At 72.7% G+C, this 25,707-nt stretch carries 27 protein-coding genes and 1 pseudogene; 15 read left to right on the top strand and 13 right to left on the bottom strand.

Translation table 11 applies throughout. The annotated features are described in order from the left end of the window. Nucleotides 1-9: 9 nt before the first annotated feature. Both IE225_RS05865 and IE225_RS05860 read left to right on the top strand, forming a co-directional pair. Entirely contained in the window at nucleotides 10-948 is a 939-nt protein-coding gene (locus tag IE225_RS05865) for an amino acid ABC transporter permease (protein ID WP_190056252.1), read from the top strand. A gap of 50 nt (nucleotides 949-998) precedes the next feature. Then, on the top strand, nucleotides 999-1,751 hold the full coding sequence (locus tag IE225_RS05860) for an amino acid ABC transporter ATP-binding protein (RefSeq protein ID WP_190056468.1): 753 nt from the start codon (nucleotides 999-1,001) through the stop codon (nucleotides 1,749-1,751). Nucleotides 1,752-1,847: 96 nt separating this feature from the next. Here IE225_RS05860 and IE225_RS32860 read toward each other — a convergent pair. After that, nucleotides 1,848-2,266 (bottom strand): annotated as a pseudogene (locus tag IE225_RS32860) (SAM-dependent methyltransferase); the annotation flags it as partial. A gap of 191 nt (nucleotides 2,267-2,457) precedes the next feature. On the opposite strand from IE225_RS32860, the gene IE225_RS05855 reads away from it, so the two are divergent. Further along, nucleotides 2,458-3,108, top strand: a complete 651-nt coding sequence (locus tag IE225_RS05855; protein ID WP_190056251.1) for a CGNR zinc finger domain-containing protein — start codon at nucleotides 2,458-2,460, stop codon at nucleotides 3,106-3,108. Here the strand turns inward: IE225_RS05855 and sodX are convergent. After that, nucleotides 2,991-3,437 carry a nickel-type superoxide dismutase maturation protease gene (gene sodX / locus IE225_RS05850; RefSeq protein ID WP_190056250.1) on the bottom strand — a complete coding sequence of 149 codons (447 nt, stop codon included), beginning with the start codon at nucleotides 3,435-3,437 and terminating at the stop codon, nucleotides 2,991-2,993. The genes IE225_RS05855 and sodX overlap by 118 nt on opposite strands. Nucleotides 3,438-3,584: 147 nt before the next feature. Here sodX and sodN point away from each other — a divergent pair, with 147 nt between their 5' ends. The 3 genes from sodN to IE225_RS05835 all read left to right on the top strand — a co-directional run bounded on the left by sodN (nucleotide 3,585) and on the right by IE225_RS05835 (nucleotide 5,135). Then, a complete protein-coding gene (sodN, locus tag IE225_RS05845) occupies nucleotides 3,585-3,980 on the top strand; it encodes a superoxide dismutase, Ni (protein ID WP_190056249.1) in 396 nt (131 codons plus the stop codon). A gap of 294 nt (nucleotides 3,981-4,274) precedes the next feature. After that, on the top strand, nucleotides 4,275-4,697 hold the full coding sequence (locus tag IE225_RS05840; protein ID WP_373303135.1) for a helix-turn-helix transcriptional regulator: 423 nt from the start codon (nucleotides 4,275-4,277) through the stop codon (nucleotides 4,695-4,697). A gap of 9 nt (nucleotides 4,698-4,706) precedes the next feature. Continuing rightward, a complete protein-coding gene (locus tag IE225_RS05835; protein ID WP_190056248.1) occupies nucleotides 4,707-5,135 on the top strand; it encodes a VOC family protein in 429 nt (142 codons plus the stop codon). Between the two features lie 81 nt (nucleotides 5,136-5,216). On the opposite strand, the gene IE225_RS05830 is transcribed toward IE225_RS05835, so the two are convergent. The 4 genes from IE225_RS05830 to IE225_RS05815 all read right to left on the bottom strand — a co-directional run bounded on the left by IE225_RS05830 (nucleotide 5,217) and on the right by IE225_RS05815 (nucleotide 9,132). After that, on the bottom strand, nucleotides 5,217-5,441 hold the full coding sequence (locus tag IE225_RS05830) for a hypothetical protein (RefSeq protein ID WP_190056247.1): 225 nt from the start codon (nucleotides 5,439-5,441) through the stop codon (nucleotides 5,217-5,219). A gap of 74 nt (nucleotides 5,442-5,515) precedes the next feature. Next, a complete protein-coding gene (locus IE225_RS05825) occupies nucleotides 5,516-6,193 on the bottom strand; it encodes a GNAT family N-acetyltransferase (RefSeq protein WP_190056246.1) in 678 nt (225 codons plus the stop codon). Between the two features lie 196 nt (nucleotides 6,194-6,389). Then, nucleotides 6,390-7,601: a family 2 encapsulin nanocompartment cargo protein polyprenyl transferase gene (locus IE225_RS05820; RefSeq protein WP_190056245.1), complete on the bottom strand. Its 1,212-nt coding sequence runs from the start codon at nucleotides 7,599-7,601 to the stop codon at nucleotides 6,390-6,392. A gap of 124 nt (nucleotides 7,602-7,725) precedes the next feature. Next, nucleotides 7,726-9,132, bottom strand: coding sequence for a family 2B encapsulin nanocompartment shell protein (locus IE225_RS05815; RefSeq protein WP_190056244.1), 1,407 nt, complete (start codon nucleotides 9,130-9,132; stop codon nucleotides 7,726-7,728). Between the two features lie 299 nt (nucleotides 9,133-9,431). On the opposite strand from IE225_RS05815, the gene IE225_RS05810 reads away from it, so the two are divergent. Then, nucleotides 9,432-10,022, top strand: coding sequence for an N-acetylmuramoyl-L-alanine amidase (locus IE225_RS05810; protein ID WP_190056243.1), 591 nt, complete (start codon nucleotides 9,432-9,434; stop codon nucleotides 10,020-10,022). Nucleotides 10,023-10,051: 29 nt separating this feature from the next. Continuing rightward, nucleotides 10,052-11,023, top strand: a complete 972-nt coding sequence (locus tag IE225_RS05805; protein ID WP_229879273.1) for a 1-aminocyclopropane-1-carboxylate deaminase/D-cysteine desulfhydrase — start codon at nucleotides 10,052-10,054, stop codon at nucleotides 11,021-11,023. Here IE225_RS05805 and IE225_RS05800 read toward each other — a convergent pair. Continuing rightward, a complete protein-coding gene (locus tag IE225_RS05800; protein ID WP_190056241.1) occupies nucleotides 10,962-12,557 on the bottom strand; it encodes a Na+/H+ antiporter in 1,596 nt (531 codons plus the stop codon). The genes IE225_RS05805 and IE225_RS05800 overlap by 62 nt on opposite strands. A 104-nt stretch (nucleotides 12,558-12,661) precedes the next feature. Between IE225_RS05800 and IE225_RS05795 the strand changes: the two genes are divergently transcribed. The 3 genes from IE225_RS05795 to IE225_RS05785 all read left to right on the top strand — a co-directional run bounded on the left by IE225_RS05795 (nucleotide 12,662) and on the right by IE225_RS05785 (nucleotide 14,799). Next, nucleotides 12,662-12,922, top strand: coding sequence for a UBP-type zinc finger domain-containing protein (locus tag IE225_RS05795; RefSeq protein WP_190056240.1), 261 nt, complete (start codon nucleotides 12,662-12,664; stop codon nucleotides 12,920-12,922). A gap of 252 nt (nucleotides 12,923-13,174) precedes the next feature. Then, complete coding sequence (locus IE225_RS05790; RefSeq protein WP_067300380.1) at nucleotides 13,175-13,588, top strand: ATP-binding protein; 414 nt, start codon at nucleotides 13,175-13,177, stop codon at nucleotides 13,586-13,588. Then, nucleotides 13,585-14,799: an RNA polymerase sigma factor SigF gene (locus IE225_RS05785; RefSeq protein WP_190056239.1), complete on the top strand. Its 1,215-nt coding sequence runs from the start codon at nucleotides 13,585-13,587 to the stop codon at nucleotides 14,797-14,799. Before IE225_RS05790 ends, IE225_RS05785 begins: the two co-directional genes overlap by 4 nt. A gap of 254 nt (nucleotides 14,800-15,053) precedes the next feature. Here IE225_RS05785 and IE225_RS05780 read toward each other — a convergent pair whose 3' ends face one another. Next, entirely contained in the window at nucleotides 15,054-15,500 is a 447-nt protein-coding gene (locus tag IE225_RS05780; RefSeq protein WP_190056238.1) for a hypothetical protein, read from the bottom strand. Nucleotides 15,501-15,675: 175 nt separating this feature from the next. Between IE225_RS05780 and IE225_RS05775 the strand changes: the two genes are divergently transcribed. Together IE225_RS05775 and IE225_RS05770 are read left to right on the top strand one after the other, a co-directional pair. Continuing rightward, the gene (locus IE225_RS05775) at nucleotides 15,676-16,644 is read left to right on the top strand and encodes a diacylglycerol/lipid kinase family protein (protein WP_190056237.1); all 969 of its coding nucleotides are present in this window, start codon (nucleotides 15,676-15,678) and stop codon (nucleotides 16,642-16,644) included. A 321-nt stretch (nucleotides 16,645-16,965) separates the two neighbouring features. Then, on the top strand, nucleotides 16,966-17,223 hold the full coding sequence (locus tag IE225_RS05770; RefSeq protein ID WP_029383210.1) for a WhiB family transcriptional regulator: 258 nt from the start codon (nucleotides 16,966-16,968) through the stop codon (nucleotides 17,221-17,223). Between the two features lie 271 nt (nucleotides 17,224-17,494). Here the strand turns inward: IE225_RS05770 and IE225_RS05765 are convergent, their stop codons facing one another. Further along, entirely contained in the window at nucleotides 17,495-18,961 is a 1,467-nt protein-coding gene (locus IE225_RS05765) for a sensor histidine kinase (protein WP_190056466.1), read from the bottom strand. Between the two features lie 403 nt (nucleotides 18,962-19,364). Then, nucleotides 19,365-20,003 (bottom strand): TetR/AcrR family transcriptional regulator, encoded by a 639-nt coding sequence (locus IE225_RS05760; protein ID WP_190056236.1) that lies wholly within the window; start codon nucleotides 20,001-20,003, stop codon nucleotides 19,365-19,367. A gap of 181 nt (nucleotides 20,004-20,184) precedes the next feature. Between IE225_RS05760 and IE225_RS05755 the strand changes: the two genes are divergently transcribed. Next, on the top strand, nucleotides 20,185-21,042 hold the full coding sequence (locus tag IE225_RS05755) for an SDR family oxidoreductase (RefSeq protein ID WP_190056235.1): 858 nt from the start codon (nucleotides 20,185-20,187) through the stop codon (nucleotides 21,040-21,042). Between the two features lie 55 nt (nucleotides 21,043-21,097). Further along, entirely contained in the window at nucleotides 21,098-21,883 is a 786-nt protein-coding gene (gene nagB, locus IE225_RS05750; protein ID WP_190056234.1) for a glucosamine-6-phosphate deaminase, read from the top strand. Between the two features lie 325 nt (nucleotides 21,884-22,208). Here nagB and IE225_RS05745 read toward each other — a convergent pair whose 3' ends face one another. Genes IE225_RS05745 through IE225_RS05735 form a run of 3 tightly spaced genes read right to left on the bottom strand, consistent with a single transcriptional unit; the run spans nucleotide 22,209 to nucleotide 25,580 of the window. Then, nucleotides 22,209-23,693, bottom strand: coding sequence for a glycoside hydrolase family 3 protein (locus IE225_RS05745; RefSeq protein WP_190056233.1), 1,485 nt, complete (start codon nucleotides 23,691-23,693; stop codon nucleotides 22,209-22,211). A gap of 10 nt (nucleotides 23,694-23,703) precedes the next feature. Continuing rightward, nucleotides 23,704-24,570 carry a carbohydrate ABC transporter permease gene (locus IE225_RS05740; protein WP_190056465.1) on the bottom strand — a complete coding sequence of 289 codons (867 nt, stop codon included), beginning with the start codon at nucleotides 24,568-24,570 and terminating at the stop codon, nucleotides 23,704-23,706. A 14-nt stretch (nucleotides 24,571-24,584) separates the two neighbouring features. Continuing rightward, the gene (locus IE225_RS05735) at nucleotides 24,585-25,580 is read right to left on the bottom strand and encodes a carbohydrate ABC transporter permease (RefSeq protein WP_190056232.1); all 996 of its coding nucleotides are present in this window, start codon (nucleotides 25,578-25,580) and stop codon (nucleotides 24,585-24,587) included. Nucleotides 25,581-25,707 lie beyond the last annotated feature (127 nt).

The raw sequence follows: 25,707 nt of genomic DNA, 5'->3' as shown, positions 1-25,707 counted from the left end.
GCAACACCCGTGACTGCTGACATCGACAAGACGGCGGGGCCCAGGGACACTCCCCCGGCCGGCGCCGAGGCCATCCGGGCCATTCCCGTGAGGCACTACGGGCGGTGGGTCTCCGCCGTCATCGCGATCGCCATCCTGGTCGCGATCGTCTACGCGTTCGGCCAGGGCAAGATCAACTGGCACGCGGTTCCCGACTACTTCTTCGACCACCGGATCATGACCGGCGTCGGCAAGACCCTGCTGCTGACGGTCCTGTCGATGCTGATCGGCATCGTCGGCGGCATCGTCCTGGCGGTGATGCGGCTGTCGAGGAACCCGGTGACCTCGTCCATCGCGTGGTTCTACATCTGGTTCTTCCGCGGCACCCCGGTCCTGGTCCAGCTGTTCCTGTGGTTCAACCTGGGCCTGGTCTTCGAGTACATCGACCTCGGCCCGATCTACAAGAACTACTGGTCGGACTTCATGACGCCGCTGCTGACGGCGCTGCTCGGCCTGGGCCTGAACGAGGCCGCGTACATGGCCGAGATCTGCCGCGCCGGCCTGCTCGCCGTCGACGAGGGCCAGACGGAGGCCGCGCAGGCGCTGGGCATGAGCCACGGCAAGACGCTGCGGCGGATCATCATCCCGCAGGCGATGCGGGTGATCGTGCCGCCGACCGGCAACGAAGTCATCAACATGCTGAAGACGACCTCGCTCGTGGCGGCCGTCCAGTATCCGGAGCTGTTCCGCTACGCCCAGGACATCGGCCAGAACTCCGGTGCCCCGGTGGAGATGTACTTCCTCGCCGCCGCCTGGTACCTGATCATGACCTCGGTCCTGAGCATCGGGCAGTTCTACATCGAGCGGTACTACGCGCGCGGCTCCAGCCGCCAGCTGCCGCCGACGCCGTGGCAGAAGGTCAAGGCGAACGTCCTCTCCCTCGGCCGCCCGAAGGGGGGCATGGCATGACCGACACGTTCACGAAGTCGACGAGCGCCCCGCGGGACCCCGCCGTCCCCATGGTCCGCGCCGAGGGAGTGCACAAGTCCTTCGGCCAGGTGGAGGTCCTCAAGGGCATCGACCTGGAGGTGAGGGCCGGCGAGGTGTTCTGCCTCATCGGTCCCTCCGGTTCCGGCAAGTCGACCTTCCTGCGCTGCATCAACCACCTGGAGAAGATCAACGCCGGGCGGCTGTACGTCGACGGCGAGCTGGTCGGCTACCGGCAGCAGGGCGACAAGCTCTACGAGCTGCGCGACCGCGAGGTCGCGATGAAGCGCCGGGACATCGGCATGGTCTTCCAGCGCTTCAACCTCTTCCCGCACATGACCGCGCTGGAGAACGTCATCGAGGCGCCGGTCCAGGTCAAGGGCATGAACAAGGCCGAGGCCAAGGAGCGGGCGATGCAGTTGCTGGAGCGCGTGGGGCTGGCCGACCGGGCCGGGCACTACCCCTCGCAGCTCTCCGGCGGTCAGCAGCAGCGCGTGGCCATCGCCCGAGCCTTGGCGATGGACCCGAAGCTGATGCTCTTCGACGAGCCGACCTCGGCCCTCGACCCCGAGCTGGTCGGCGACGTCCTGGACGTCATGCGCGATCTCGCCGAGTCCGGCATGACCATGATCGTCGTCACCCACGAGATGGGCTTCGCCCGCGAGGTCGGCGACAGCCTGGTCTTCATGGACGGCGGTGTGGTCGTCGAGTCCGGCCACCCGCGCGAGGTGCTGACCAACCCGCAGCACGAACGGACCAAGTCGTTCCTGTCCAAGGTGCTGTGATCCCGCGGCCGGTGTCCGGGCCGCGCTGATCCCCTGGCCGACGGGCGGTACGGAGACTCCGTACCGCCCGTCGGCCGTTGCGCCGCCGCCGCGCTGCTTCAGCGCCGGCGGCGGCGTGTCCGCCGGCGGGCACCGCACCGGCCGCACCTCGCCGAAGCCCTTCTCGCGCAGCACGCGCGTGCCGGGCCGGGGACGGCTTGTCGCCGTCGGCGTGCCCGCCGTGGCTCTCGAAGCGGCGGGCGGTGGGCCCGGCCAGGACGGGTCCTGGGCGGCCGGCTGCCACCGGTCGCTCCAGTCGAGGACGCCGGCCTGCCGGGCGGTCTCCCCGCGCGCGTGCCGCAGCGCGCGCTCGGCGGCGTTGATCCGCGGGGTGGTCTCGTCGGTCATGTGGTCCGCGTTCAGGAGAAGACACCGCCGTCGCGGACCGGCTCCGCGACCTGACCGTGGAGGACGGCGAGGGGTTCGCGGTGCAGCCGCTGCAGGGCCGTGGCGGTCAGGACGGCGCCGTAGGAGTCGCAGGAGGAGTCGCAGGAGTCGTACGGCGGCTTCGCCCGCTGGTCGGCGCCCGAGGCGGCGGTCCCCGTCTCCGCCGTCGCAGTCCTCCGTCACGCGTGTCGCCCACAGCCGCCAGGTAATAGCCTGGATGCACGACCGGGTGTTACCCGACCGTGCGCATGACGACAGAGCGCCTCCGTAAGGACTACAAGTGGAACTGGCCTATTACTCGGACTATGCGGTGCGGCTCGTCAACAGCGAGGAACCGGTCCGCGGCACGGACTCGCTCACCTCGGTCGAGGCCGTCCGCGAACTCTTCGGCCCCAACCGGTCCGCGGCCCGCCGCGCCACCGAGGCCGACGTCACCCGTTTCCGCTCGGTGCGGGCCCGGCTGCGCGCGGTCTTCGAGGCCGCCGACCGAGGCGAGGAGACCCTCGCCGTCGACCTGCTGAACTCCCTGCTCCTGGAGTTCCCGGTCAGCCCGCAGATCTCCGGGCACGACCACCGCGACGAGGACGGCCGCCCGCTGTGGCACCTGCACCTGGCCGACCACCCGTCCAACGCGACCGCCGGCTACGCCGCCATCGCCGCGATGGGCCTGGCCTTCCACCTCACCGAGTACGGTGTCGACCGCCTCGGCCTGTGCCAGGCCGCGCCCTGCCGCAACGCCTACCTCGACACCTCGACCAACCGCAGCCGCCGCTACTGCTCCGACCGCTGCGCGACCCGCGCCAACGTCGCCGCCTACCGCGCCCGCAAGCGCCTGGAGGCCGACCGGTCCGGCAGGACGGGCCGCGCGGCCGACAGCGCCCAGCGCAGCAGCGCCAGCGGCGAGCGCCGGCCGGCCCGGCGCGGCCGGTAGCGGAACCACACCTTGCCCAGGACCAGGTCCTCGGGCACGGTGCCGTAGTCGGTGCTGTCGCCGCCGGCGAACGCGTTGTCGCCCAGCACCCACCAGCCGCCCTCGCGCCGCTCCACCGCGCGCTTGACGACCAGCAGGTCCTGCTGGAACGGATGGCGCAGGACGACCACGTCACCGGGCCGCAGCCGGGCGCCGTACTGCACCACCAGCCGGTCCCCGTGGTACAGCGTGGGCACCATGGAGGGCCCGGACACCTCGGCCAGTCCGAAGGGCAGCAGCGCTCCCCCGCGCTCCCCCTCCCGCGGCAGCCCCTGCGACAGCTCCGGCATCACCCGGCACCTCCCCGGTGTTCGTTCCGCCACAGTCCCAGTCTCACCCCGGACTTTTGTCCTAAGCCCCGGGGGGCACCCGCCAAAACAGGTCTCCCAGGGAGTAATGTCCCACCTGAGAAGACGATCACGAGGAAGGAATGCTCCATGCTTTCCCGCCTGTTTGCCCCCACGGTGAAGGTCAGCGCCCACTGCGACCTGCCCTGCGGCGTCTACGACCCGGCCCAGGCCCGCATCGAGGCCGAGTCGGTGAAGGCGATCCAGGAGAAGATGGGCGCCAACGACGACCCGCACTTCCAGGCGCGTGCCGCCGTCATCAAGGAGCAGCGTGCGGAGCTCGCGAAGCACCACGTCTCCGTGCTGTGGAGCGACTACTTCAAGGCCCCGCACTTCGAGAAGTACCCGGAGCTGCACCAGCTGGTGAACGACACCCTCAAGGCGCTGTCGGCCGCCAAGGCCTCCACCGACCCGGCCACCGGCCAGAAGGCCCTGGACTACATCGCCCAGATCGACAAGATCTTCTGGGAGACGAAGAAGGCCTGAGCCCGTGGTCGTGACCCGCTGACCGGCCCTCGGCGATCGGTGCATCATCGCGGACCGGCCGGCCGGCGGGCCGTGGGGACCTGCGCAGGGGTCCGGGCGGTGATCCTCGTGATCTCCGCCCGGGCCCCTTCGTCGTCCGCGGGGCCCCTTCGTCGCTCACGGGGTCCCGTCATCGTTCGCGGGGTCCCTGTGTCGTCCGCGGTGTCCGGGCGTCGGGACGGACGCCGGCGCGTGCGTCGGCGCGTGCGCCGGGACCCGTCGCGTCCGCGCCCCCGGCCGTGTGATGCTGTGCGGATGACGACATCTGGGGACCGAGTGCCCGTGGCCGACCTCGTCCGGCTGCGGCGGGCCCGTGACCGGATCGACCGCGAGTACGCCGAACCGCTGGACATCGCCGCGCTCGCCCGTACCGCACTCATGTCACCGGGCCACTTCCAGCGCACCTTCCGCGCCGTCTACGGCGAGACGCCCTACGCCTACCTCATGACCCGCCGCATCGAGCGGGCCAAGGCGCTGCTGCGGCGCGGCGACCTGACCGTGACGGAGGTGTGCCTGGCCGTCGGCTTCACCTCGCTGGGCTCGTTCAGCTCCCGGTTCACCGAGCTGGTCGGTGAGACCCCGAGCGCCTACCGGGCCCGCTCGCACGAGGCCGGCACGGCGATCCCGCCGTGCGTGGCACGGACGTACACCCGGCCGAAACGGTTGCGGCGGACATAGGTTGGGGCCATGGAACCACAGACGGATCTGAGACTCGCCCAGTGCTTCGTCGCCGTCGACGACCACGACAAGGCGCTCGCGTTCTACCGCGACACCCTGGGCCTGGAGGTGCGCAACGACGTCGCGTTCGAGGGGATGCGGTGGGTGACCGTCGCCTCGCCCCTGCAGCCGGACGTGGAGATCGTGCTGGAGCCGCCCGGCGCCAGTCCGGACGCCTCCCCCGCCGACCGGCAGGCGATGGCGCGGCTGCTGGCCAAGGGCATGCTGCGCGGAGTGATCTTCGCCACCGCCGACTGCGACGCCCTGTACGCGCGGGTGCGGGAGGCCGGGGGCGAGGTGGTGCAGGAGCCGATGGACCAGCCGTACGGGGTGCGGGACTGCGCGTTCCGGGACCCGGCGGGCAACCTGCTGCGGTTCGTGGAGCGGCCGCGCGGCTGACGGCGGGCGGGAGGCGGGAGGCACGCGCCCCCGCTCACGGTCGCGCGGCGGTGCCGGACGGCGGTACGGCCGCCGCCCGGCTCAGGTCCCCTCCGCCCGCGTGCCGTCGATTTCCTCCGCCCGTGTCCCGCCGGTCCGGTCCGCCGGCGCGGTTCCGGCGTCCTCCTCGGCGAACGCCGCGCACTCGGGGTTCCGGCACGGGCCCGGCCCCCACACCGGCACCCAGACGCCCAGGGTCTTGTGCCGCCGGACGACCGTGGCGACGGGCCGCCCGCAGACGGGGCAGGCGTGTTCTTCGCCGTCCATGCCCCCAGGGTAGGGCGGGCGCCGGCCGGGCGCGCGGGATGCGCCGGGGTGCCGGCGCGTGGGCGCCGAGGCGGCTAACGGGTCCGCGGCTCGCGCCACATGGGCCACATCCGGGGGCCGTCCGGCAGGTCGAGGGTGCGGCCGGTGAAGGCGAAGCCGAGACGCTCGTACAGCTTCGTGCTGCGGGCGCTGCTCGCCTCCAGGTACGCGGGCAGGCCCTCCCGGTCGCAGCGGTCCAGGACGCGCCGGATGAGCGCGGTGCCCAGGCCCTCGCTCTGCCGGTCCGGCGCCACGGCGATCATCCACAGGTACGCGTGGGCCCGGTCGGTGGGATGCTCCTTCGCCATCAGCCGGGCGATCCACTCCACGCGCTCGTTCTCCGGGTCGACGGCCTTCCGCAACTGCACGGCCTCGTCGTTCCCGTCGTTCCCGTCGTTCCCGTCGTTCCCACCGTGTCCGCCGTGCCCGTCGGCCTGGTTGCCCTCGGTGTCCTCCCGCGGGCCGGCGGAGTGGTCCGCGGCCGGGTACGGCAGCCACAGGGCGCAGGCCGAGCCGTCCTCCGTGACGTCGATCCACCCGTCGGCGAGCACCGCGTCGGTGAACGCGGCCATCAGCCGGTGGTGCACCCGGCGCCGGTACTCCGCCCCCGGGAACACCCAGTTGCTCACCGGGTCGTCCTGGAACGCCTCGTCCAGCAGCCGCACGACCAGCTCCCGGTCGCTCTCCCCCGCCGTCCGGATCCCCACGCCCATCCTTCTGCCCTTCCCCTCAAACAGCTTGTGCGGTACGGGAGTTGAGCCTATCGGTGGGGCTTCGGGCAGCGAAGGGAAGGGCGCGGGCCCCGCACACCGTGGGGAAGTGCGGGACCCGCGAGCCGGAACCCTGGTGACCGGGCGGGGTCAGGAGCCGCCCGGTCCCGGGGGTTCCGGGGTCATGGGCCGGCCGGGGTCACCCGGTGCGGCGGGTGACGAACTCGGCGAGGGCGAGCAGACCGCCCGCCGCGTCGGCATCCGGGACGGCACCGGCCAGGGCGTCCACCGCGCGGGCCATCCGGTCGGCCGCCTGCGTCTGGGCCCAGTCCCGGCCGCCCGCCCGCTCCACGGCCAGCGCCATCCGGGCCACCGTGTCCGGGTCCTCGGCCCGCCCCGCGGCGGGCGGGGCCGCGTACAGCTCGGCGAGGTCGGCGGCGGCCGGGGTGCCGGAGGTGAGCGCGGCGACCACGGGCAGCGACTTCTTGCGGGCGGCGAGGTCGGCACCGGCCGGCTTGCCGGTGCGGCCGGGGTCGCCCCATATGCCGATCACGTCGTCGATGAGCTGGAAGGCGAGCCCGGCCTGACGGCCGAACGCGTCCAGTGCCGCGACCTGGTCGGCGGACGCCCCGGCGCACAGCGCGCCCAGGGCGCAGGCGCAGCCCAGCAGTGCGCCGGTCTTGGCCTCGGCCATGGCGAGCACCTCGTCCAGGGCGACCCCGGTGGGGTCGCGCCGCTCCAGGGCCGTGTCCGCCTGCTGGCCGGCGCACAGCTCCACCACGCAGTCGGCGAGGCGGGCCGCGGCCGCCGCCGACGCCGGGCGGGGGTCCTCGGCGAGCAGCCGCAGGGCCAGCGCCTGCAGGGCGTCCCCGGCGAGGATGGCGGCGTTCTCCCCGAACACCGTCCAGGCGGTGGGCCGGTGTCGGCGGGTGGTGTCCCGGTCCATCACGTCGTCGTGGAGCAGGGTGAAGTTGTGGACCAGTTCGACCGCCGCGGCGGCCCGGACGGCGCCGGTGCGGGCCCGGGCCCCGCCGAGGGCGTCGGCCGCGGCCAGGACGAGCGCCGGGCGGATCGCCTTGCCGGCGTTGCCCGCGGCGGGCGTGCCGTCCGCCTCCTCCCACCCGAAGTGGTAGAGCGCGGTGCGGCGCACCGGTCCGGGCAGGGTGCCCAGGGCCGCCCGCAGTTCGGGGTCGACCACCGCTCGGGCCTGTCGCAGCACCTGTTCCGCCTCCCGCCCGCCGCCGTCTCCCGAAGCCGACTGCTCGCCCCCGGGTCCCGGCGGGCGTCCGGGTGTCCCGGCGGGCGGGGCTCCGGTGCCGCTCGCCGGTGCCGGGGCAGCGGTCCGGCGGGTCCGCGGGAGGCTGTGGGGCGCGGCGGTGCGCTGCGTGGTGCCCGTCATGGACTCGGCCATGGAATCCCCCTCGTCCCCTTCGAAACGTCCGCGGACGGTGGCGTTCGCTCTGTGGTGACGGCTCGTTCGCCCAGGTGGTCTACCCACTGCCGCGGGCGCGGACACCGGAGGCGGGCGTTCGGTGTCATCGCCGGCGGCCGATCTCGACGTTCTCCAGCACGCCGAGCGCGTCGGGCACGAGGACCGCGGCGGAGAAGTACGCCGTCACCAGGTAGCCGATGACCGCCTGCTCGTTGATCCCCATGAACCGCACCGAGATACTCGGCTCGATCTCGTCGGGGATTCCGGCGGCCCGCAGGCCGATCACGCCCTGGTCCTCCTCCCCGGTGCGCAGGGCGATGATGGAGCTGGTCCGGGCCTCACTGATCGGGATCTTGTTGCAGGGGAAGAGGGGCACTCCCCGCCAGGTGGGGATGCGGTTGCCGGCGATGTCGACGGTCTCCGGGACCAGTCCGCGCCGGTTGAGCTCCCGGCCGAACGCGGCGATCGCGCGCGGGTGGGCGAGGAACAGCCTGGTGCCGCGGCGCCGGCTGAGCAGCTCGTCCATGTCGTCGGGGCCGGGCACGCCGTCGTGGGGCTGGAGGCGCTGGTCGTACTCGCAGTTGTGCAGCAGGCCGAAGTCGCGGTTGTTGATCAGTTCGTGTTCCTGGCGCTCCTTCAGGGCCTCGACGGTGAGCCTGAGCTGCTGCTCCGTCTGGTTCATCGGCTGGTTGTACAGGTCGGCCACGCGCGTGTGGACGCGCAGGACGGTCTGGGCGACGCCGAGTTCGTACTCGCGTGGCCGGGCCTCGTAGTCGACGAACGTGTGCGGGATGTCCGGTTCGCCGCTGTGGCCGGACAGCAGGTCGATCTCCTTCTCGCCGTACCTGTTGGTGCGCTCCCCCGGATCGGAGCGCCGCCGCTGCAGGTGCTCGCGCAGCGAGTCGGTGCGTTCGGCGACCTGCTCCACGTCCTGCCGGGACAGCACCAGCACGGTGCAGGCGGTGTCCGTGCGGACCGTGTACTCCCAGACGGGGTTCTCGTCCAGGAGCGCCTGGTCGCCGAAGTAGGCGCCGTCGGCCAGGACGCCGAGGACCTGGTCGTCGCCGTAGGGGCCGGTGCCGAGCTTCTCGACCCTGCCGTGCGCCAGCAGGTAGACCTCGTCGGCCCGGCTGCCGGAGGAGGCGATGACCTGGCCGGGGCCGAACTCCCGCCGGCGGCAGCGCCGGGCGAGCTCGGAAAGCGCCTCCTCGTCCTCGTACGACCGCAGGGCCGGCAGTTCGCCCAGCTCCGCGGGGATGACCTCGACCCGGTCGCCCGTCTTGACGAAGGTGATCCGGCCGTCGCCGACCGCGTAGGTCAGCCGGCGGTTCACCCGGTACGTGCCGCCCTGGACGTTCACCCACGGCAGCATGCGCAGCAGCCAGCGGGAGCTGATCTCCTGCATCTGCGGCACGGACTTGGTCGTGGTGGCCAGGTTGCGCGCGGCCGCGGTGCCGAGGCTCTGCTGTGACCGCTGCTGTTCCGTGCGGATCTCTTCGCCCACCGACATCAGGAAATCGCCCTCCCATACGTGCACCGGCGCGTCCGCTTCGCGCACCGGTGTGCGGGAATCAGCCTTCCATCACGCTGTGTGCCGGTGCTATTACACAAAAGAGCGGGATTGGATCTTCGCTCGGCCGGGCAGTCGTGGACTCCGGCAACGGCCGCCCGCCGTGCGCCGGATGACCGGATCGGCTCGCACACGGTCCGAACGACTGGTCCCGCACCGTCCGCTCCCGGTACAAGCACACCTTCCGGAGTCGGCCGCGTCCGGGCGGCCGTCCCGGCCACATCCCGAAGGAGGCGGCCATGGCCCCACCCATGTCCGCGGGCGCGTTCCTGTCGAGTCTGAGAGCCGCGGGTGTCACGGTCGTCGAGGTCGGCGACTGGCGGCACCACAACCGCAACCACAAGGGGCCCTGGGGTCCGGTGCACGGCGTGATGATCCACCACACGGCGACCCGGGGCGAGGAGCGGACGGTGGAGCTGTGCCGCACCGGCCACCCGGACCTGCCCGGTCCCCTGTGCCACGGAGTGATCACCAAGGACGGCCGGGTGCACCTGGTCGGCTACGGCCGCGCCAACCACGCCGGCCTCGGCGACGACGACGTCCTGCGCGCGGTGATCGCGGAGAAGACGCTGCCGCACGACAACGAGGCGAGCACCGACGGCAACCGCCACTTCTATGGCTTCGAGTGCGAGAACCTCGGCGACGGCCACGATCCCTGGCCCGAGGCCCAGCTGGCGGCCGTCGAGAAGGTCTCCGCCGCGATCTGCCGCCACCACGGGTGGACGGAACGGTCGGTCATCGGCCACCTGGAGTGGCAGCCGGGCAAGGTCGACCCGCGCGGCTTCACGATGGCGTGGCTGCGCGCGCGGATCCGCGACCGCCTGAAGTGACGCCCGCCGTCACCGGCGACAATGCCAGGGTGACCCATCCCGCCCTCCGCCCCCGTCTCCCCTCGCCCCTGCAGGAGGTCGCGGACGACCGCTTCGCCCGCCGGGGCCTGCGGCTGCTGCTGAAGCGGGACGATGTGATCCATCCGGAACTGGTCGGGAACAAGTGGCGCAAGCTGGTGCCGAACCTGCGGGCGGCGAACGGGCGGCCGATCGTGACGTTCGGCGGCGCGTACTCCCACCACCTGCGCGCCACGGCCGCCGCGGGCCGCATTCTCGGCGTGCCCACGATCGGCGTGGTGCGCGGGCAGGAGCTGGCACGACGGCCGCTCAATCCGTCGCTGGCCCGGTGCGCGGCCGACGGCATGCGGCTGCATTTCGTCGAGCGGGCGGTCTACCGCCGCAAGACGGAGCCGGAGACGCTGGCGGCCCTGCTGCGGGCGGCGGACGCGCAGGAGGCGTACGTCGTCCCGGAGGGCGGCAGCAACGCGCTCGCCGTGCGCGGCTGCCGGGGCCTGGGCGAGGAGCTGCGCGGGCGGGCCGACGTGGTCGCCGTGGCATGCGGCACGGGCGGCACCCTCGCGGGCCTGGCCGCGGGGCTCGGCCCGGGGCAGCGGGCGCTGGGCGTGCCGGTGCTCCGGGGCGGTTTCCTGGCCGCCGAGGTCGGGGCCCTGCAGCAGCGGGCGTTCGGCGGCCCGCGCGGGCACTGGTGGCTCGACGAACGCTTCCACTTCGGCGGATACGCGCGCACCACCCCCGCGCTGCACGCCTTCGCCGACGACTTCGAGCAGCGCCACGGCCTGCCGGTGGAGCGGCTCTACGTCGCCAAGCTGCTGTACGCCCTGACCGTCCTCGCCGACGAGGGCGCCTTCGCGCGCGGCAGCACGGTCGCGGCCGTCGTCACCGGCCGCCCGTTCCCGGAGGCGGCCGCGCGGGACGACGTCACGTCGCCTCCCGGTACGCCGCCGCCTCCTCGAAGTCGAGGCGGCGCAGCAGGGTCCTGAGCATCTCGTCGTCGATGTAGCGGCGGTCGCGCAGCCGGACGAAGACGTCGCGTTCGGTGGCGATCACCTGGCGGGACAGGCGGCGGTAGGTGTCGTCGACGCTCTCCCCGGTGCGCGGGTTGGACTGGCCGAGCCGTTCCCACACGGCGTTGCGGCGGTACTCCACGACGGCGCGGAGGCGGTCGGCGAGCGGCGGCGGCAGGGTGTTGCGCTCGTCGGCGAGGAGCTCCTCCAGGCGCTGCTGGGCGGCGAGGGAGGCCTGTGCCTGGGCGTTGGCCTCGGCGAGCGTGGCCGCCTGCTGGTCGCGGCCCGGGAACCGCAGGAGGCGGATCAGCGGGGGCAGGGTCAGGCCCTGCACGACGAGCGTGCCGATGACCGTGGTGAAGGTCAGGAAGAGGATCAGGTCGCGCTGCGGGAAGGGACCGCCGCCGTGCACGGTGTGCGGGATGGAGAAGGCGATGGCGAGTGAGACCACGCCCCGCATGCCCGCCCAGGAGGTCACGATCGGCCCCCGCCAGGTGGGGTTGTCCTCGCGTTCCCGGATGTGCCGCGACACCAACCGCGGCACGAAGGTGCTGGGGTAGACCCACACGAACCGGGCCGCGACGACCACCAGGAAGACGACGAAGGCGTACCAGGCGGCCTCGCCGGGGTCGTAGGCGCCCAGTCCCTTCAGGACGACGGGCAGTTGCAGGCCGATGAGGGCGAACACCGCGGACTCCAGGACGAAGGCGACCATCTTCCACACCGCCTCCTCCTGGAGGCGGGTGGCGAAGTCGACCTCCCACGCGCGGTGGCCGAGGTGCAGGGCGACGACCACGACCGCCAGGACACCGGAGGCGTGCATCTGCTCGGCGACGCTGTAGGCGACGAACGGGATCAGCAGGGAGAGGGTGTTCTGCAGCAGCGCCTCCTTCACGTGCGTGCGCAGCCAGTGGATGGGCGCCATGAGCACCAGGCCGACGCCGACGCCGCCGACCGCCGCGCGCAGGAACTCGCCGATGCCCTCCCCCCAGGTGGTGCTCTCGCCGATCGCCGCGGCCAGGGCGACCTTGTAGGCGGTGATCGCGGTGGCGTCGTTCAGCAGCGACTCCCCCTGCAGGATCGTGGTGATCCGCGACGGCAGCCCCACCCGGCGCGCGACCGCCGTCGCCGCCACCGCGTCCGGCGGCGCCACCACCGCGCCGAGCACCAGCGCCGCCGGCAGCGGCAGCCCCGGCACGACGAGATAGGCGGCCCAGCCGACGACGACGGTGGCGAACAGCACGTACCCGACGGACAGCAGCGCCACCGGTCGCTTGTAGGCACGCAGGTCGAGGTAGGAGCTCTCCATCGACGACGTGTACAGCAGCGGGGGCAGCACCAGGGGCAGCACGACGTCCGGGGCGAGGGTGTAGCCGGGCACCCCGGGGACGTAGGAGACCGCCAGGCCGGCCGCGACGAGCAGCAGGGGGGCCGGCACCGGGGTGCGACGGGCCGCCGCGGCCACCGCGGCACTGCCCGCCACCAGCAACAGCAGCGGCATCACGTCCATGGCACTCGCCCGCCCTCTCCGCGGCGCCGCCGGCGTTCTCCGCCGGCCGGTCCACGCGGCTTTTCCCGCGCCGACCGTCTTGCGCCCGTCGTAACCTGGCCATCATGAAACAGTGCACGCACGCCGACGCGCTGCCGCACCCGGAGCCCGCAGCCCTGAGCGAGACCTGCCTGGAGTGTCTGGCCGACGGCACCGATCCGGTGCAGCTGCGGCTGTGCCTGACCTGCGGCCACGTCGGCTGCTGCGACTCCTCGCCGAGGCAGCACGCGACACGGCACCACAAGGAGACCGGTCATCCGGTGATGCGGACCTTCGAGCCCGGTGAGGACTGGCGCTGGTGTTTCGTCGATCACGTACTCGTGTGACGGTGGTGCCGTACGGTTCGACCGTCTGACGTCCGGGTACGTCAATCCGGCGCGTCCTCTTCCCAATTGGGCCCGCAGACCCCTAGCCACTGTGCGTATACAGAGGTTTACTGTGAGTGACAGTACGGGGATGGGGTCCTGAGACAGAAAAGCTGAGGGCGCGATAGCGTCACCGCTGACCAGTATCGCGTCGTACTGACCCGGGGGGCGACCCTCGGCCCCGAGAAAGCTTGTACCACCTTGGAGGTGAGGGTGTCCCAGATCGCAGGCGAGCCCGCGACCCAGGACTTCGTGGAAGTCCGGCTGCCGGCTGCGGGTGCCTACCTGTCGGTGCTGCGTACGGCCACGGCCGGGCTCGCGGCCCGTTTGGACTTCACCCTCGACGAGATCGAGGACCTGCGCATCGCGGTGGACGAGGCCTGCGCGATCCTGCTCCAGCAGGCCGTGGAGGGCTCCGTCCTCAGTTGCGTCTTCCGGCTCGTCGACGATTCGCTCGAGGTCACGGTCTCGGCCCCGACCACGGACGGTCACGCACCGTCACGGGACACCTTCGCCTGGACCGTGCTGTCCGCCCTCGCGGGCAAGGTCTCCTCCGCCGTGGACGAGGACAAGACCGTGTCGATCAGCCTCTACAAACAGCGTGGCGCGGGCCCAGGCCCGGCATGAGAACAGGGGACGGGCCGGTGCGGGACGAAGACAGCGGCACACGGGCGCGGGAGCGGCGGGAGCCTCGGCGGCTGCCGGCCGGGGACGGCAACGCCCCGGCGCGGACCGACGCGCGGGCGAACAGCGGCGACCCCGCGGGGTCGTGGCGCGGCACGGGCGGCATCGACGGCATTCCCGAGCAGGCCAGGCCGCATCCGGAGGACGACGGCTCCCCGGCAGCCGGCCTCCTGGACGACGGCCCCGGCCAGGCGGGCACCGCACCGGCCGCGCCCCCCGCGGGGCAGGGCGCGGGCACGCCGGCAGGCGGGGGCCGCCCCACTCGGAAGCCGTCGCGAGTGGGGGAGGAGGCGAGGGCCAGGGGAAGGGCAACGGGCGGGACGATGAGCGAGCACGAGCGACACGCCGAAGAGGGCGCACCGGGGGCGCAGAGCGCGCCGCAGGGTGCGCCGCACGAACTGCGGGACCGCAACGGCGCACGTGCGTTGTTCGCCGAACTGCGCAAGCGGGATCCGGGCAGCCCGGAGTACGCGGAGCTGCGCAACCGGCTGGTCCGTATGCACCTGCCCCTCGTCGAGCACCTCGCACGCCGCTTCCGCAACCGCGGCGAGCCGCTGGACGACCTCACCCAGGTCGCCACCATCGGTCTGATCAAGTCGGTCGACCGCTTCGACCCGGACCGCGGCGTGGAGTTCTCCACGTACGCGACCCCGACGATCGTCGGCGAGATCAAGCGCCACTTCCGCGACAAGGGCTGGGCGGTGCGCGTGCCGCGCCGGCTGCAGGAGCTGCGGATCGCACTGACCACGGCGACGGCCGAGCTGTCCCAGCAGCACGGCCGCTCCCCCACCGTGCACGAGCTCGCCGAGAAGCTGGCGATCTCGGAGGAGGAGGTCCTGGAGGGCCTGGAGTCCGCCAACGCCTACTCGACGCTCTCCCTGGACGTGCCCGACACCGACGACGAGACCCCGGCCGTCGCCGACACTCTCGGCGCCGAGGACGAGGCGCTGGAGGGCGTCGAGTACCGGGAGTCCCTCAAGCCGCTGCTGGAGGACCTGCCGCCGCGCGAGAAGAAGATCCTGCTGCTGCGGTTCTTCGGCAACATGACCCAGTCGCAGATCGCGCAGGAGGTCGGCATCTCCCAGATGCACGTCTCCCGGCTGCTGGCGCGCACGCTGGCGCAGTTGCGGGAGAAGCTGCTGGTGGAGGAGTAGCGGGGCCGCAGTCGAAGCGGCCGGGGCCGGTGCCCGGTCCGCCGCCGGGTGTCTCGTCCGGCGGCGGCCCGGGCACCGGACGTTTCGTGCCGGGCACCGGACGTTTCGTGCCGGGCGCCGCGTTCGGCGGCGGCCCGCCGCCGGGCGTCCCGTGCCGGTCCCCCGGCCCGGGCCGGGCGCCGTGTCCGACGCGAACCGACGGGCACTCCCGCCTGCAGAACCGGGGCCCGGACCGCAGGAGGAAAGGCCCGCCGTCACTTCCGTCCGGGCTCCTGCGGGCGGCCCGGGCCGCGAATGCCGAGGGCCTGGGTCGTGGCCGGGTTGACCAGCAGCACTAGGGCCGTCACGGCGACGACCGCGAGCACGATGCCCGCCGGGATCGCCACCCCGTCGGCGCGCAGCAGGTTGTAGGCGATCGGCAGCGCCAGCAGTTGTGTGATCACCGCGGGGCCCCGGCTCCAGCTGCGCCGCATCAGCAGTCCGCGCGCCGCCAGCAGCGGCAGCAGCGCCAGTACGATCACGGTCACGCCGCCGGTGACGGCCTGCTGCCGGTCGTCGGGGTTCCCGGTGAAGCCCAGCACGAGCATCCACACCCCGCCGGCCACGAGCACGGCGCCCTCCAGGGCGGCCAGCGCGGCTGCCCAGGTCAGCCGTCGCGGGCGGGGTCCGGCGTCCGGGGTGGGGGTCTGCTCACTGCTCACCCCTGCAGGGTAGCCCGCGCACCGGGGACGGCCTCGACACGGGCGCCCCGCACCCGGCTTTTCGGCGCGTGCGAGCACCGCGGCGCGCGGCCACACCTCTTCCTCTTGTCGGTTTCTCTTACCGGTTCCCTACCTCCTCTGCCCCGAGTACCGCCCAGTAGGTACGCTGCACGTCATGCGTGCACTTCTCGTGGTCAACCCGGCGGCAACCACCACAAGCGCACGTACGCGCGACGTCCTCATCCACGCGCTGGCGAGCGAGATGAAGCTGGAGGCGGTCACCACCGAGTACCGCGGCCACGCACGCGACCTGGCCCGGCAGGCGGCCGACAGCGCGGACGTCGACCTGGTCGTGGCCCTCGGCGGCGACGGCACCGTCAACGAGGTGGTCAACGGCCTGCTGCACGCCGGCCCGAACCCGGACCGCCTGCCCCGCCTCGCGGTGGTCCCCGGCGGTTCGACCAACGTCTTCGCCCGCGCCCTGGGCCTGCCCAACGACGCCGTCGAGGCGACCGGCGCCCTGTTGAACGCGCTGCGCGACGGCAGTGAGCGCACGGTCGGCCTGGGGCTGGCCTCCGGCACGCCGGGCACGGAGGACGAGGCGGTGCCGGCCCGCTGGTTCACCTTCAACGCCGGCCTCGGCTTCGACGCGGGCGTCGTGGGGCGCGTGGAGCAGCACCGGGAGCGCGGCAAGAAGTCGACGCACGCCCTCTACGTGCGCCAGGTGGTGCGCCAACTGCTGGGCGAGCCGCACCGCCGGCACGGCACGATCACCCTGGAGCGGGCCGGCGAGGAGCCGGTGACGGGGCTGGTGCTGTCCATAGTCTGCAACACCGCTCCCTGGACCTACCTGGGCAATCGCCCGGTGTACGCCTCCCCGAAGGCCTCGTTCGACACCGGTCTGGACGTGTTCGCGCTCAGCCGCCTGTCCACGGCCGCGGTCCTCCGGTACGGCACCCAGCTGCTCGCCTCCTCCCCCGAGCGCGGGCCGCACGGCAGGCACGCGACCTCGCTGCACGATCTGAGTGAGTTCACCTTGCATTCGAAGGTGCCGCTGCCTCTCCAGATGGACGGTGACCACCTGGGGCTCCGTACCAGCGTGACGTTCACAGGCGTACGGCGTGCACTGCGTGTGATTGTGTGAGCAGAAGGGCCCAAAGTCCTTTCAGTCGAACGTTTAGGCCAGGATCCACCCCATGGAAGTACGGCTGTGACCTAGTCGACACCGAGGAATCAAAAAAAACTTTCCGGAAGGGGTTGTATCCGCCGCTGAGGTTTGCGAGTCTCTACGTGGCGATCGGGACGGACCGCCATAGCGGCCTCCCAGCGATCACCAGAACCCCTCATCAACCTTCAGGACCACACCAGGGAACCTGGTGGTCGGCCCTTCACTTGTTGAGGGATTCGTGAAAGCGTTCACATTCACAAGCAACCTGCACGTCATACCCGAGGAGAGGTAGCAGCCATGGACTGGCGTCACCGCGCCGTTTGCCGCGAGGAAGACCCCGAGCTCTTCTTCCCCATCGGCAACACCGGTCCTGCGCTGCTGCAGATCGAGGAAGCCAAGGCCGTCTGCCGTCGCTGCCCGGTGATCGAGCAGTGTCTGCAGTGGGCGCTCGAGTCCGGCCAGGACTCCGGCGTCTGGGGTGGCCTCAGCGAGGACGAGCGCCGCGCCATGAAGCGCCGTGCCGCCCGCAACCGGGCCCGTCAGGCCTCCGCCTGATCGACCCGCCCCGCTAACAGCCTGAGCTTGGCGGCGCGTACCCCTGAAGTACGCATCTCCCGCCCCCGAGCAGCAGCGCACAGTACTCCGGGCTCTTGGAGCAGGGGGTACGCCCACAGCAGCGAGCACTAGCCTCGGACCCGCCGGTCCGGGGCTTTTTGCTGCCCCGGCGCCGACCGCCGTACGCCGGCCGATGCCGGACTCCCTTGCCGTACCGCCCACTTGAAAGGACGGCCCACTGGGGCTGCAGGGACTGCTCGGGCTGCTGTGGCTACTTGGGTGTCCGCACGGGGATGTCCAGGATCACGCGGGTGCCGCGCTCCGGGGCGGGGACCATGTCGAAGGTGCCGCCCAGCTCGCCCTCGACGAGCGTGCGCACGATCTGCAGGCCGAGGTTGCCGGAGCGGTGCGGGTCGAAGCCCTCGGGGAGGCCGACGCCGTCGTCCTGGACGGTGACGAGGAGGCGGGCGTCGCGGGTGGTGCCGCCGCGCACGGCGGAGACCTCGACGGTCCCGGTGTCGCCCTCGCGGAAGGCGTGTTCGAGGGCGTTCTGCAGGATCTCGGTGAGGACCATGGACAGCGGGGTGGCGACCTCGGCGTCGAGGATGCCGAAGCGCCCGGTGCGCCGGCCGGTGACCTTGCCCGGCGAGATCTCGGCGACCATGGCGAGCACCCGGTCGGCGATCTCGTCGAACTCCACGCGCTCGTCCAGGTTCTGGGACAGCGTCTCGTGCACGATCGCGATGGACCCCACCCGCCGCACGGCCTCCTCCAGGGCCTCGCGGCCGCGCACGGAGTCGATGCGCCGGGCCTGCAGGCGCAGCAGGGCGGCCACCGTCTGGAGGTTGTTCTTGACGCGGTGGTGGATCTCCCGGATCGTCGCGTCCTTGGTGATCAACTCCCGCTCGCGGCGGCGCAGTTCCGTGACGTCCCGCAGCAGCACCAGCGAACCGATGCGCGTACCCTTGGGTTTGAGCGGGATCGTACGGAACTGGATCACGCCCTCGTTGGCCTCGATCTCGAACTCGCGCGGCGCCCAGCCGCTGGCGAGCTTCTCCAGCCCCTCGTCCACCGGCGCCCGGGACGGGGCGAGTTCGGCGGTGGTCTTGCCCAGGTGGTGGCCGACGAGGTCGGCGGCGAGGCCGAGACGGTGGTAGGCGGAGAGCGCGTTCGGGGAGGCGTACTGGACGACGCCGTCGGCGTCCAGCCGGATCAGACCGTCGCCGACGCGGGGCGAGGCGTCCATGTCGACCTGCTGCTCGGCGAACGGGAACGCGCCGGCCGCGATCATCTGCGCCAGGTCGGAGGCGCTCTGCAGGTACGTCAGCTCCAGGCGGCTCGGGGTGCGCACGGTCAGCAGGTTGGTGTTGCGGGCGATCACGCCGAGCACGCGGCCCTCGCGCCGTACGGGGATGGACTCGACGCGGACCGGGACCTCCTCCCGCCACTCGGGGTCGCCCTCGCGCACGATCCGGCCCTCGTCGAGCGCCGCGTCCAGCATGGGCCGGCGGCCGCGCGGCACCAGGTGGCCGACCATGTCGTCCTGGTAGGAGGTGGGGCCGGTGTTGGGCCGCATCTGGGCGATCGAGACGTAGCGGGTGCCGTCCCGCGTGGGCACCCACAGCACCAGGTCGGCGAAGGAGAGGTCGGAGAGCAGCTGCCACTCCGAGACCAGCAGGTGGAGCCACTCGAGGTCGGAGTCGTCGAGGGCGGTGTGCTGGCGGACGAGTTCGTTCATGGAGGGCACGTCTGCGAGCGTACCCGGCGGTTTGTGCCGCTCCGAAACGGACGACCCGGTGAACGGGAGCCGGCCGCCCGGTGAACCGCCCCGGAAACACCCGCGGGCCGCGGCGCCTGAGAGGGACCCTCAACCCTCCCGGCACCGCAGCCCGGAGCATCATCGACCGGGGGGTGTGCGGTCCCACTCGGCCGAAGAGGAGGAGCCGGGGCAGTCAGGGCAGAGAGCTCCGGTTCCTCCGTCCGCCTTCCTGTGCGGGGGAAGGCGGAAACCTGATGCGTTCACTTGTTGTGCGCGCACCGCGCCCTTGTCGTTCTGCCACCGAACAGCTTGGCCGACGAGGGCGGGTTCCCACAACTGCCGGGACGCCCCGGTTTCCGGCGCGGGCCGGCGGCGCGGCGGCTCAGCCGCGGGGCCAGCCGGCCAGGGCCACGTCGACCAGCGCCTCCAGTTCCGCGCGGCTCGCGCCGTCGCGCGCCTGCTGCGACATGCCCTGCAGCACCGCGCCGACGCAGCGGGCGAGCGCGCCGGCGTCGGTGTCCGCGGGCAGCTCCCCCGCGGCGATGCCCGCCCGTATACGACTCTCGAACGCGGCGATGTTCGCGTTGCGCCGTTCCCGCAGCAACGCCTCCACCTCGGGGGTCGAGCAGTTGGTCGCCGCGTGGACGACCAGGCAGCCGTGCGGGCGGTCCGGCGCGGTGTACTCGGCGGCCGCCTCGCGCAGCACCCGCTCGACGGCGGCCCGGGCGGTGGGCTCCTCGGCCAGGGCGCGGTCGCCGAAGGAGCCGTACCGCGCGCGGTACTCGTGCACGACCTCCGTGAAGAGCGCCTGCTTGTCGCCGAAGGCCGCGTACAGGCTCGGGGCGCCTATGCCCATGGCGCGGGTGAGGTCCGCGACGGAGGTGGCCTCGTAGCCGTGCTCCCAGAAGGCCAGCAGCGCCTTCTCCAGAGCGGTCGCGCGGTCGAAGGACCGGGGGCGGCCACGCCGGGACGGCGACGGCCGGGCGGACCGGGTGGGCCGGGTGTCCTCGCTGCTCGCCATGGGGTGAATTCTATAGGGGGCACTAGAGAAATGTCGGCGGAGTGTTGTACGGTCATTTTTGTAGCGACCGCTAGAAAATTATGGGCCGGCCGGACCGGCCACGGCTGCCGTGGAGGCGGCGCACAGGAGCCGCCGGGGCGGCGCGCAAGCGGCGAACAGGACGCGAGGAGGAAGGAACGCCATGGGCGCACTGACGGGCAGGACGGCGCTGGTGACGGGCGCGAGCAGGGGCATCGGGCGGGGCATCGCCGAGCGGCTGGCGCGGGACGGCGCACGGGTGGCGGTGCACTACGGGCGCAACGAGGCGGCGGCGAAGGAGACGGTGACCGCGATCGAGGCGGCCGGCGGATCGGCGTTCACCCTCGGAGTGGAGCTGGGACGGCCGGGCGACGCCGAGGAGCTGTGGGAGCAGTTCGACCGGCACGCCGACGGGGTGGACATCCTGGTGAACAACGCGGGGATCGGCGTCTCGCCGCCGCTGGAGGAGATCGACGAGAAGGAGTACGACCGCGTCTTCGCGGTGAACGTGAGGGCGCCGTTCTTCATCGTCCAGCACGGTCTGGAACGGCTGCGCGACGGCGGCCGCGTCATCAACATATCGTCCGGCCTGGCCCGGACCGCCGTGTTCCCGCACCTGATGGCCTACGCCATGACCAAGGGTGCGCTGGACGTCTTCTCCCGCGACCTGTCCAAGGTGCTGGGCCCCCGCGGCATCACGGTGAACTCGGTGGCGCCCGGCGTCATCGACACCGACAACACCCACGACCTCCTGCACGGCACCGAGGACGGCCGGGCCGAGGCCGCCGCGCTCTCCGCCCTGGGGCGGGTGGGCGAGCCGGCCGACGTCGCCGACGTGGTGGCGTTCCTGGCCTCGGACGGCGGACGGTGGGTGACCGGAAGCTGGGTGGACGCGACGGGAGGTTCCCTGCGACAGGAGCGACAGGAACGGCACACGGCCCGCAGGAGACGCACACGGCGATGCGGCGGTCCCGCCTGGGAGACCCGAACGACCTCTGTTAGATTGACCTTATTGGTCTAAACCACATGGCCGTCTCTCCGGTTCACGTCCCCTCTCCTCGATCGGCAGGCCCCGCGTGGAAGTTGTCATCGTTCCGGACGCCCAGGCCGGCGGCGAGCTCGTCGCCGAGGCCATGGCACAGCTGCTGCGACGCAAGCCCGACGCCCTGCTCGGCGTGGCCACCGGTTCCACACCACTGCCCGTGTACGAGGCGCTGGCGGCCAAGGTCCGCGCCGGTGCCGTGGACGTCTCGCGAGCACGGATCGCCCAGCTCGACGAGTACGTGGGGCTGCCCGCGGACCATCCCGAGTCGTACCGCTCGGTGCTGCGCCGGGAGGTGCTGGAGCCGCTCGGCATCGGCATGGAGCGGTTCCTCGGGCCGGACGGCACCGCGCGGGACCTGCGGGCCGCCTGCGACGCCTACGACCGGGCGCTGGCCGAGGCGGGCGGGGTGGACCTGCAGCTGCTCGGGATCGGCACGGACGGGCACATCGGGTTCAACGAGCCGTGCTCGTCGCTGGCCTCCCGCACGCGGATCAAGACGCTGACCGAGCGGACCCGCATCGACAACGCGCGCTTCTTCGACGGTGACATCGAGCAGGTGCCGCATCACGTCATCACCCAGGGCATCGGTACGATCCTGGAGGCGCGGCACGTGGTGCTGCTCGCCACCGGCGAGGGCAAGGCGGACGCGGTCGCCGCGAGCGTCGAGGGCCCGGTCGCCGCGGTCTGCCCGGCCTCGGCCCTGCAGCTCCACCCGCACGCCACGGTCGTCGTCGACGAGGCCGCCGCGTCCAAGCTGAAGCTCGCCGACTACTTCCGCCACACGTACGCCAACAAGCCCGACTGGCAGGGCATCTGAGGCAAGGCGTCCGAGACGTCCGAGGCAGGGCCCGGAGCCCGGCGCAGGGCGCAGAGCGCCCTGCGGGGCCGGTGACCGGCGCCCGCGGTTCCCGGCGGGCCCCGGCGGGAGGCCCGGCGCGGGTGTGGTGGGCCGGGACGTGTCCCGCCGCGCAGGGCGTTCCCGCCCCCGTGGCCCCACCGCGTCCGGGCCCCCGGCGCGTCCGAGCCCCACCGTGCCCGGGCCCCCGGCGCGTCCGAGCCCCCACCCTGTCCGAGGTATCCGGGCCCCCGGCGCGTCCGAGCCCCCACCCTGTCCGAGGTATCCGGGCCCCCGCCGCCCGGACCTACACCCCCGCGATCGCCTCCGCCGCCGCACGGCCGCAGACCCGGGCCGCGCCGTGGGTGGCGATGTGGAGGGCGCCGCGGGGCGGGGCCTGGGGGACGCCCATCTCGACGACGACGGTGTCGGGACGGGCGGCGAGCAGGGTGTCGAGGGCGGCCGCCATCCAGGGGTGACGGTGCTCGTCGCGGACGACGGCCACGATGCGCCGCTCCCCCGCCGCGCGCAGGGCCGCCGCTCCGGCGTCGTCCCCGGTGAAGCTGCCGGTCTCGGTGCCCGGCAGGAGGCGGGCGAGTTCGGCGGCCACGCCCCACGGGGTCTCGGTGCCGACGGCGATGTTGGCGACCGGGGTGAGGACGGCGACGTACGGCGGCGCGGTGAGCGGGGTGAAGGCGTCGGCGCCGGTGACCCGCAGGGCGCGGCGGGCCGCGCGCAGGCCGATGCCGCTGTCCGCGGCGGCGGGCGGGCCGGTCCGCCGGGCCCGGGCCGTCCAGCGCGCGAGTGCCCGGACGCGTTCCGCCGCGTCGGCCAGGCGTTCCTCGGGCAGGTCGCCGGAGCGGACGGCGGCGACCAGGGCGTCGCGCAGGCGGCGGACGGTGTCGTCGTCGGCGAGGCCGCCGCCCACGCAGATGGCGTCGGCGCCGGCGGCGATGGCCAGCATGCTGCCGCGTTCGATGCCGTAGGTGGCGGCGACGGCGCGCATCTCCATGCCGTCGGTGACGATGAGGCCGTCGTAGCCGAGTTCGCCGCGCAGCAGGTCGGTCAGGACCGTGCGGGACAGGGTGGCCGGGCGGTCCGGGTCGAGGGCGGGGACCAGGATGTGGGCGCTCATCACGGCCTTGGTGCCGGCGGCGACGGCCGCGCGGAACGGGGCGAGTTCGCGCTCCCGCAGCACCGGCGCCGGCACGTCGATGCGGGGCAGGGCGAGGTGGGAGTCGACGGCGGTGTCGCCGTGGCCGGGGAAGTGCTTGGTGCAGGCGGCGACGCCGGCCGACTGCAGGCCGGTGACGTAGGCGGCGGTGTGCCGGGCGACCAGGGCGGGGTCGGCGCCGAAGGAGCGGACGCCGATGACCGGGTTGGCCGGGTCGGAGTTGACGTCGGCGGAGGGCGCCCAGTCGAGGTTGACGCCGCACGCGGCGAGGCGGCGGCCGAGTTCGCGGGCGACCTTGCGGGTGAGCTCCACGTCGTCGACGGCGCCGAGGGCGTGGTTGCCGGGGTAGGAGGAGCCGGTGTGCACCTCCAGGCGGGTCACGTCGCCGCCCTCCTCGTCGACGGCGACGAGCACGTCGTCGCGTTCGGCGCGCAACTGGGCGGTGAGAGCGGCGAGTTGTCCGGGGGAGGTGATGTTGCGGCCGAACAGGCCGACGGAGGCCAGGCCCTCGCCGAGGCGGCGCAGCAGCCAGTCGGGGGCGGTGGTGCCGGTGAAGCCCGGCTGGAGGACGGTGAGCGCGTCACGCGTGAGGGTGTCGGTGCCGGCGAGTGTCGTCATCGGGTGGGTGTCATCCCTTCACGGCGCCCGCGGTCAGTCCCGCGGCCATCTTGCGCTGGACGAGCAGGAACAGCACGACGATCGGCACCGCCATCATGGTGGCTCCGGCCATCATCGGGGCGTACTCGGTGCCGTGCTTGGTGGTGAAGTTGCCCAGCCACACGGTGGCGGTCTGGTGCTTCTGGCTGAGCAGCATCAGGGCGTACAGGTACTCGTTCCAGGCCTGGATGAAGCCGTACACCGAGGTGGCGACCAGGCCGGGGGCGAGCAGCGGGAAGACCACCCGCAGGAAGGCGGTGGTGCGGGAGCAGCCGTCGACCATGGCGGCCTCCTCCAGCTCCCGCGGGATGTTGACGATGAAGCCGCGCAGCGTCCACACCGTGAAGGGGAGGATGAAGGTCAGGTAGGTGATGACGAGGCCGGTGAGCTTGTCGTACTGCCCCAGGTCGTTCAGCAGCAGGAACACCGGGATGATCATGGCGACGAGCGGGACCATCTGCACCGCCAGGATGCCCACGATCACCACCTTGCGGCCGCGGAAGGCGAACCGGGAGATGGCGAGCGCGGCGAGCATGCCGACGACGACGCCGATCACGACCACCGCCAGGGACACCACCAGGCTGCGGCCCACCGGCCCCCAGAAGTCGGCGATGTCCAGCGCGCGGCGGAAGTTGGCGAGCGTCACCCCGGTCGGCAGCAGGCTCGGGTCGGGGTCGATGGCGTCCTCGGCCGGTTTGAACGCCGTGTTCAGCATCCAGTAGAGGGGGAAGCCCGCCGTGACGAGGACGAGCAGGCCGAGGAGGTTCCAGCCGAGCCGGGACCTGCGTCGCCGCCGGACGGCGCCGGCCGCGGCCCCCGCACCGCTCACACCGCTCACACTGCTCACGCCGCTCACTCCACCTCTCCGATCCTGAGCATCTGACGCATGTAGACGGCGACCACGCCGAGCAGCAGCAGCACGGTGATCAGGGCGATCGCCGAGCCCTGCGCGTAGTCGTTGACGACGAAAGCGCGGTCGTAGGAGTAGGTGTTGAGCACCTGGAACTCGGGTTCGGGGTGGCCACCGCGCATCACGAACACCTGCGGAAAGACGCCCATGTCCCAGATCACCGACAGGGTCGTGAGCATCACCACGACGGGCTTGAGGATGGGCAGGGTGACGTGCCGGAAGACGCCCCAGGAGCCGGCTCCGTCCAGCCGCGCGGCCTCCTCCAGTTCCTTCGGCACCTGTGTCAGGCCCGCGCTGAGGGTGATGACGACGAACGGGACGGCGCCCCACACCACCAGCAGCATGATCACGGCAAGGCCCTGCGGGCCGCTCGCGAACCAGTTGTGGCCGCTCATGTGCACCCCGGGCACCTTGCTCAACAGGGCGTTCAGCACGCCGTAGTCGGAGTCGAAGAGCCATTTGAAGACGGTGGTGGCGACGATGACGGGCATGCCCCAACTGGCCACCAGGACGATATTGACGAGCGTGCGCAGCCAGCGGGAGACGCGCTGCTGCAGCAGCGCCACCGCCATGCCGAGGACCATGGTGGCCACCACGCAGCCGGCCGCGAAAACGACCGTGCGCAGCACGACCGCCCAGAACTCGCCGTCGCCCAGCACCGTGCGGAAGTTGCGCAGCCCCACCCACTCGGCCGGCTGGAAGCCCCACAGCTGGGACTGGCCGAACGTCTGGAAGGACAGGGTGACCAGGCGGACCAGCGGATAGCCCATGACCAGGACGAGGGTCACCAGGCAGGGCGCCAGCAGCAGCCAGGGGACCGCGGCACCGCGGCGGGACGGGCGCGGGCGCGTGCGGGCGGTGGCCGCCGCGCCGGGTGGCGGCGGCGCCTGCCGCGGCAGCGGCACCTTGGCGGGGGTGGTGGTGTCTGCGGCACTCATGGCGCGCTCCTCAAGGGTCCCTCGGGTGGCTCGGGTGGCTCGGGCGGCGGGGCCGCGGGGACGGCTCGGGGGAAGGAGGGGACGGGCCGCGACGGCGGCCGGGAAGGGGGCGGGCGGGGTCCCGCCG

Source organism: Streptomyces echinoruber, assembly GCF_014651135.1.
Taxonomy (GTDB): Bacteria; Actinomycetota; Actinomycetes; order Streptomycetales; family Streptomycetaceae; genus Streptomyces; species Streptomyces echinoruber.
The sequence above is the reverse complement of the archived record's forward strand: the minus strand, read 5'-3'. Positions and strand labels throughout refer to the sequence as shown.

Excerpts from the sequence above, each read along its gene's own strand:
- IE225_RS05860 (WP_190056468.1), top strand. The coding sequence starts at position 999 with ATGGTCCGCGCCGAGGGAGTGCACAAGTCCTTCGGCCAGGTGGAGGTC.
- sodX (WP_190056250.1), bottom strand. The coding sequence starts at position 3,437 with ATGCCGGAGCTGTCGCAGGGGCTGCCGCGGGAGGGGGAGCGCGGGGGA.
- sodN (WP_190056249.1), top strand. The coding sequence starts at position 3,585 with ATGCTTTCCCGCCTGTTTGCCCCCACGGTGAAGGTCAGCGCCCACTGC.
- IE225_RS05840 (WP_373303135.1), top strand. The coding sequence starts at position 4,275 with ATGACGACATCTGGGGACCGAGTGCCCGTGGCCGACCTCGTCCGGCTG.
- IE225_RS05835 (WP_190056248.1), top strand. The coding sequence starts at position 4,707 with ATGGAACCACAGACGGATCTGAGACTCGCCCAGTGCTTCGTCGCCGTC.
- IE225_RS05830 (WP_190056247.1), bottom strand. The coding sequence starts at position 5,441 with ATGGACGGCGAAGAACACGCCTGCCCCGTCTGCGGGCGGCCCGTCGCC.
- IE225_RS05825 (WP_190056246.1), bottom strand. The coding sequence starts at position 6,193 with ATGGGCGTGGGGATCCGGACGGCGGGGGAGAGCGACCGGGAGCTGGTC.
- IE225_RS05820 (WP_190056245.1), bottom strand. The coding sequence starts at position 7,601 with ATGGCCGAGTCCATGACGGGCACCACGCAGCGCACCGCCGCGCCCCAC.
- IE225_RS05815 (WP_190056244.1), bottom strand. The coding sequence starts at position 9,132 with ATGTCGGTGGGCGAAGAGATCCGCACGGAACAGCAGCGGTCACAGCAG.
- IE225_RS05810 (WP_190056243.1), top strand. The coding sequence starts at position 9,432 with ATGGCCCCACCCATGTCCGCGGGCGCGTTCCTGTCGAGTCTGAGAGCC.
- IE225_RS05800 (WP_190056241.1), bottom strand. The coding sequence starts at position 12,557 with ATGGACGTGATGCCGCTGCTGTTGCTGGTGGCGGGCAGTGCCGCGGTG.
- IE225_RS05795 (WP_190056240.1), top strand. The coding sequence starts at position 12,662 with ATGAAACAGTGCACGCACGCCGACGCGCTGCCGCACCCGGAGCCCGCA.
- IE225_RS05785 (WP_190056239.1), top strand. The coding sequence starts at position 13,585 with ATGAGAACAGGGGACGGGCCGGTGCGGGACGAAGACAGCGGCACACGG.
- IE225_RS05775 (WP_190056237.1), top strand. The coding sequence starts at position 15,676 with ATGCGTGCACTTCTCGTGGTCAACCCGGCGGCAACCACCACAAGCGCA.
- IE225_RS05770 (WP_029383210.1), top strand. The coding sequence starts at position 16,966 with ATGGACTGGCGTCACCGCGCCGTTTGCCGCGAGGAAGACCCCGAGCTC.
- IE225_RS05765 (WP_190056466.1), bottom strand. The coding sequence starts at position 18,961 with ATGAACGAACTCGTCCGCCAGCACACCGCCCTCGACGACTCCGACCTC.
- IE225_RS05760 (WP_190056236.1), bottom strand. The coding sequence starts at position 20,003 with ATGGCGAGCAGCGAGGACACCCGGCCCACCCGGTCCGCCCGGCCGTCG.
- IE225_RS05755 (WP_190056235.1), top strand. The coding sequence starts at position 20,185 with ATGGGCGCACTGACGGGCAGGACGGCGCTGGTGACGGGCGCGAGCAGG.
- IE225_RS05745 (WP_190056233.1), bottom strand. The coding sequence starts at position 23,693 with ATGACGACACTCGCCGGCACCGACACCCTCACGCGTGACGCGCTCACC.
- IE225_RS05735 (WP_190056232.1), bottom strand. The coding sequence starts at position 25,580 with ATGAGTGCCGCAGACACCACCACCCCCGCCAAGGTGCCGCTGCCGCGG.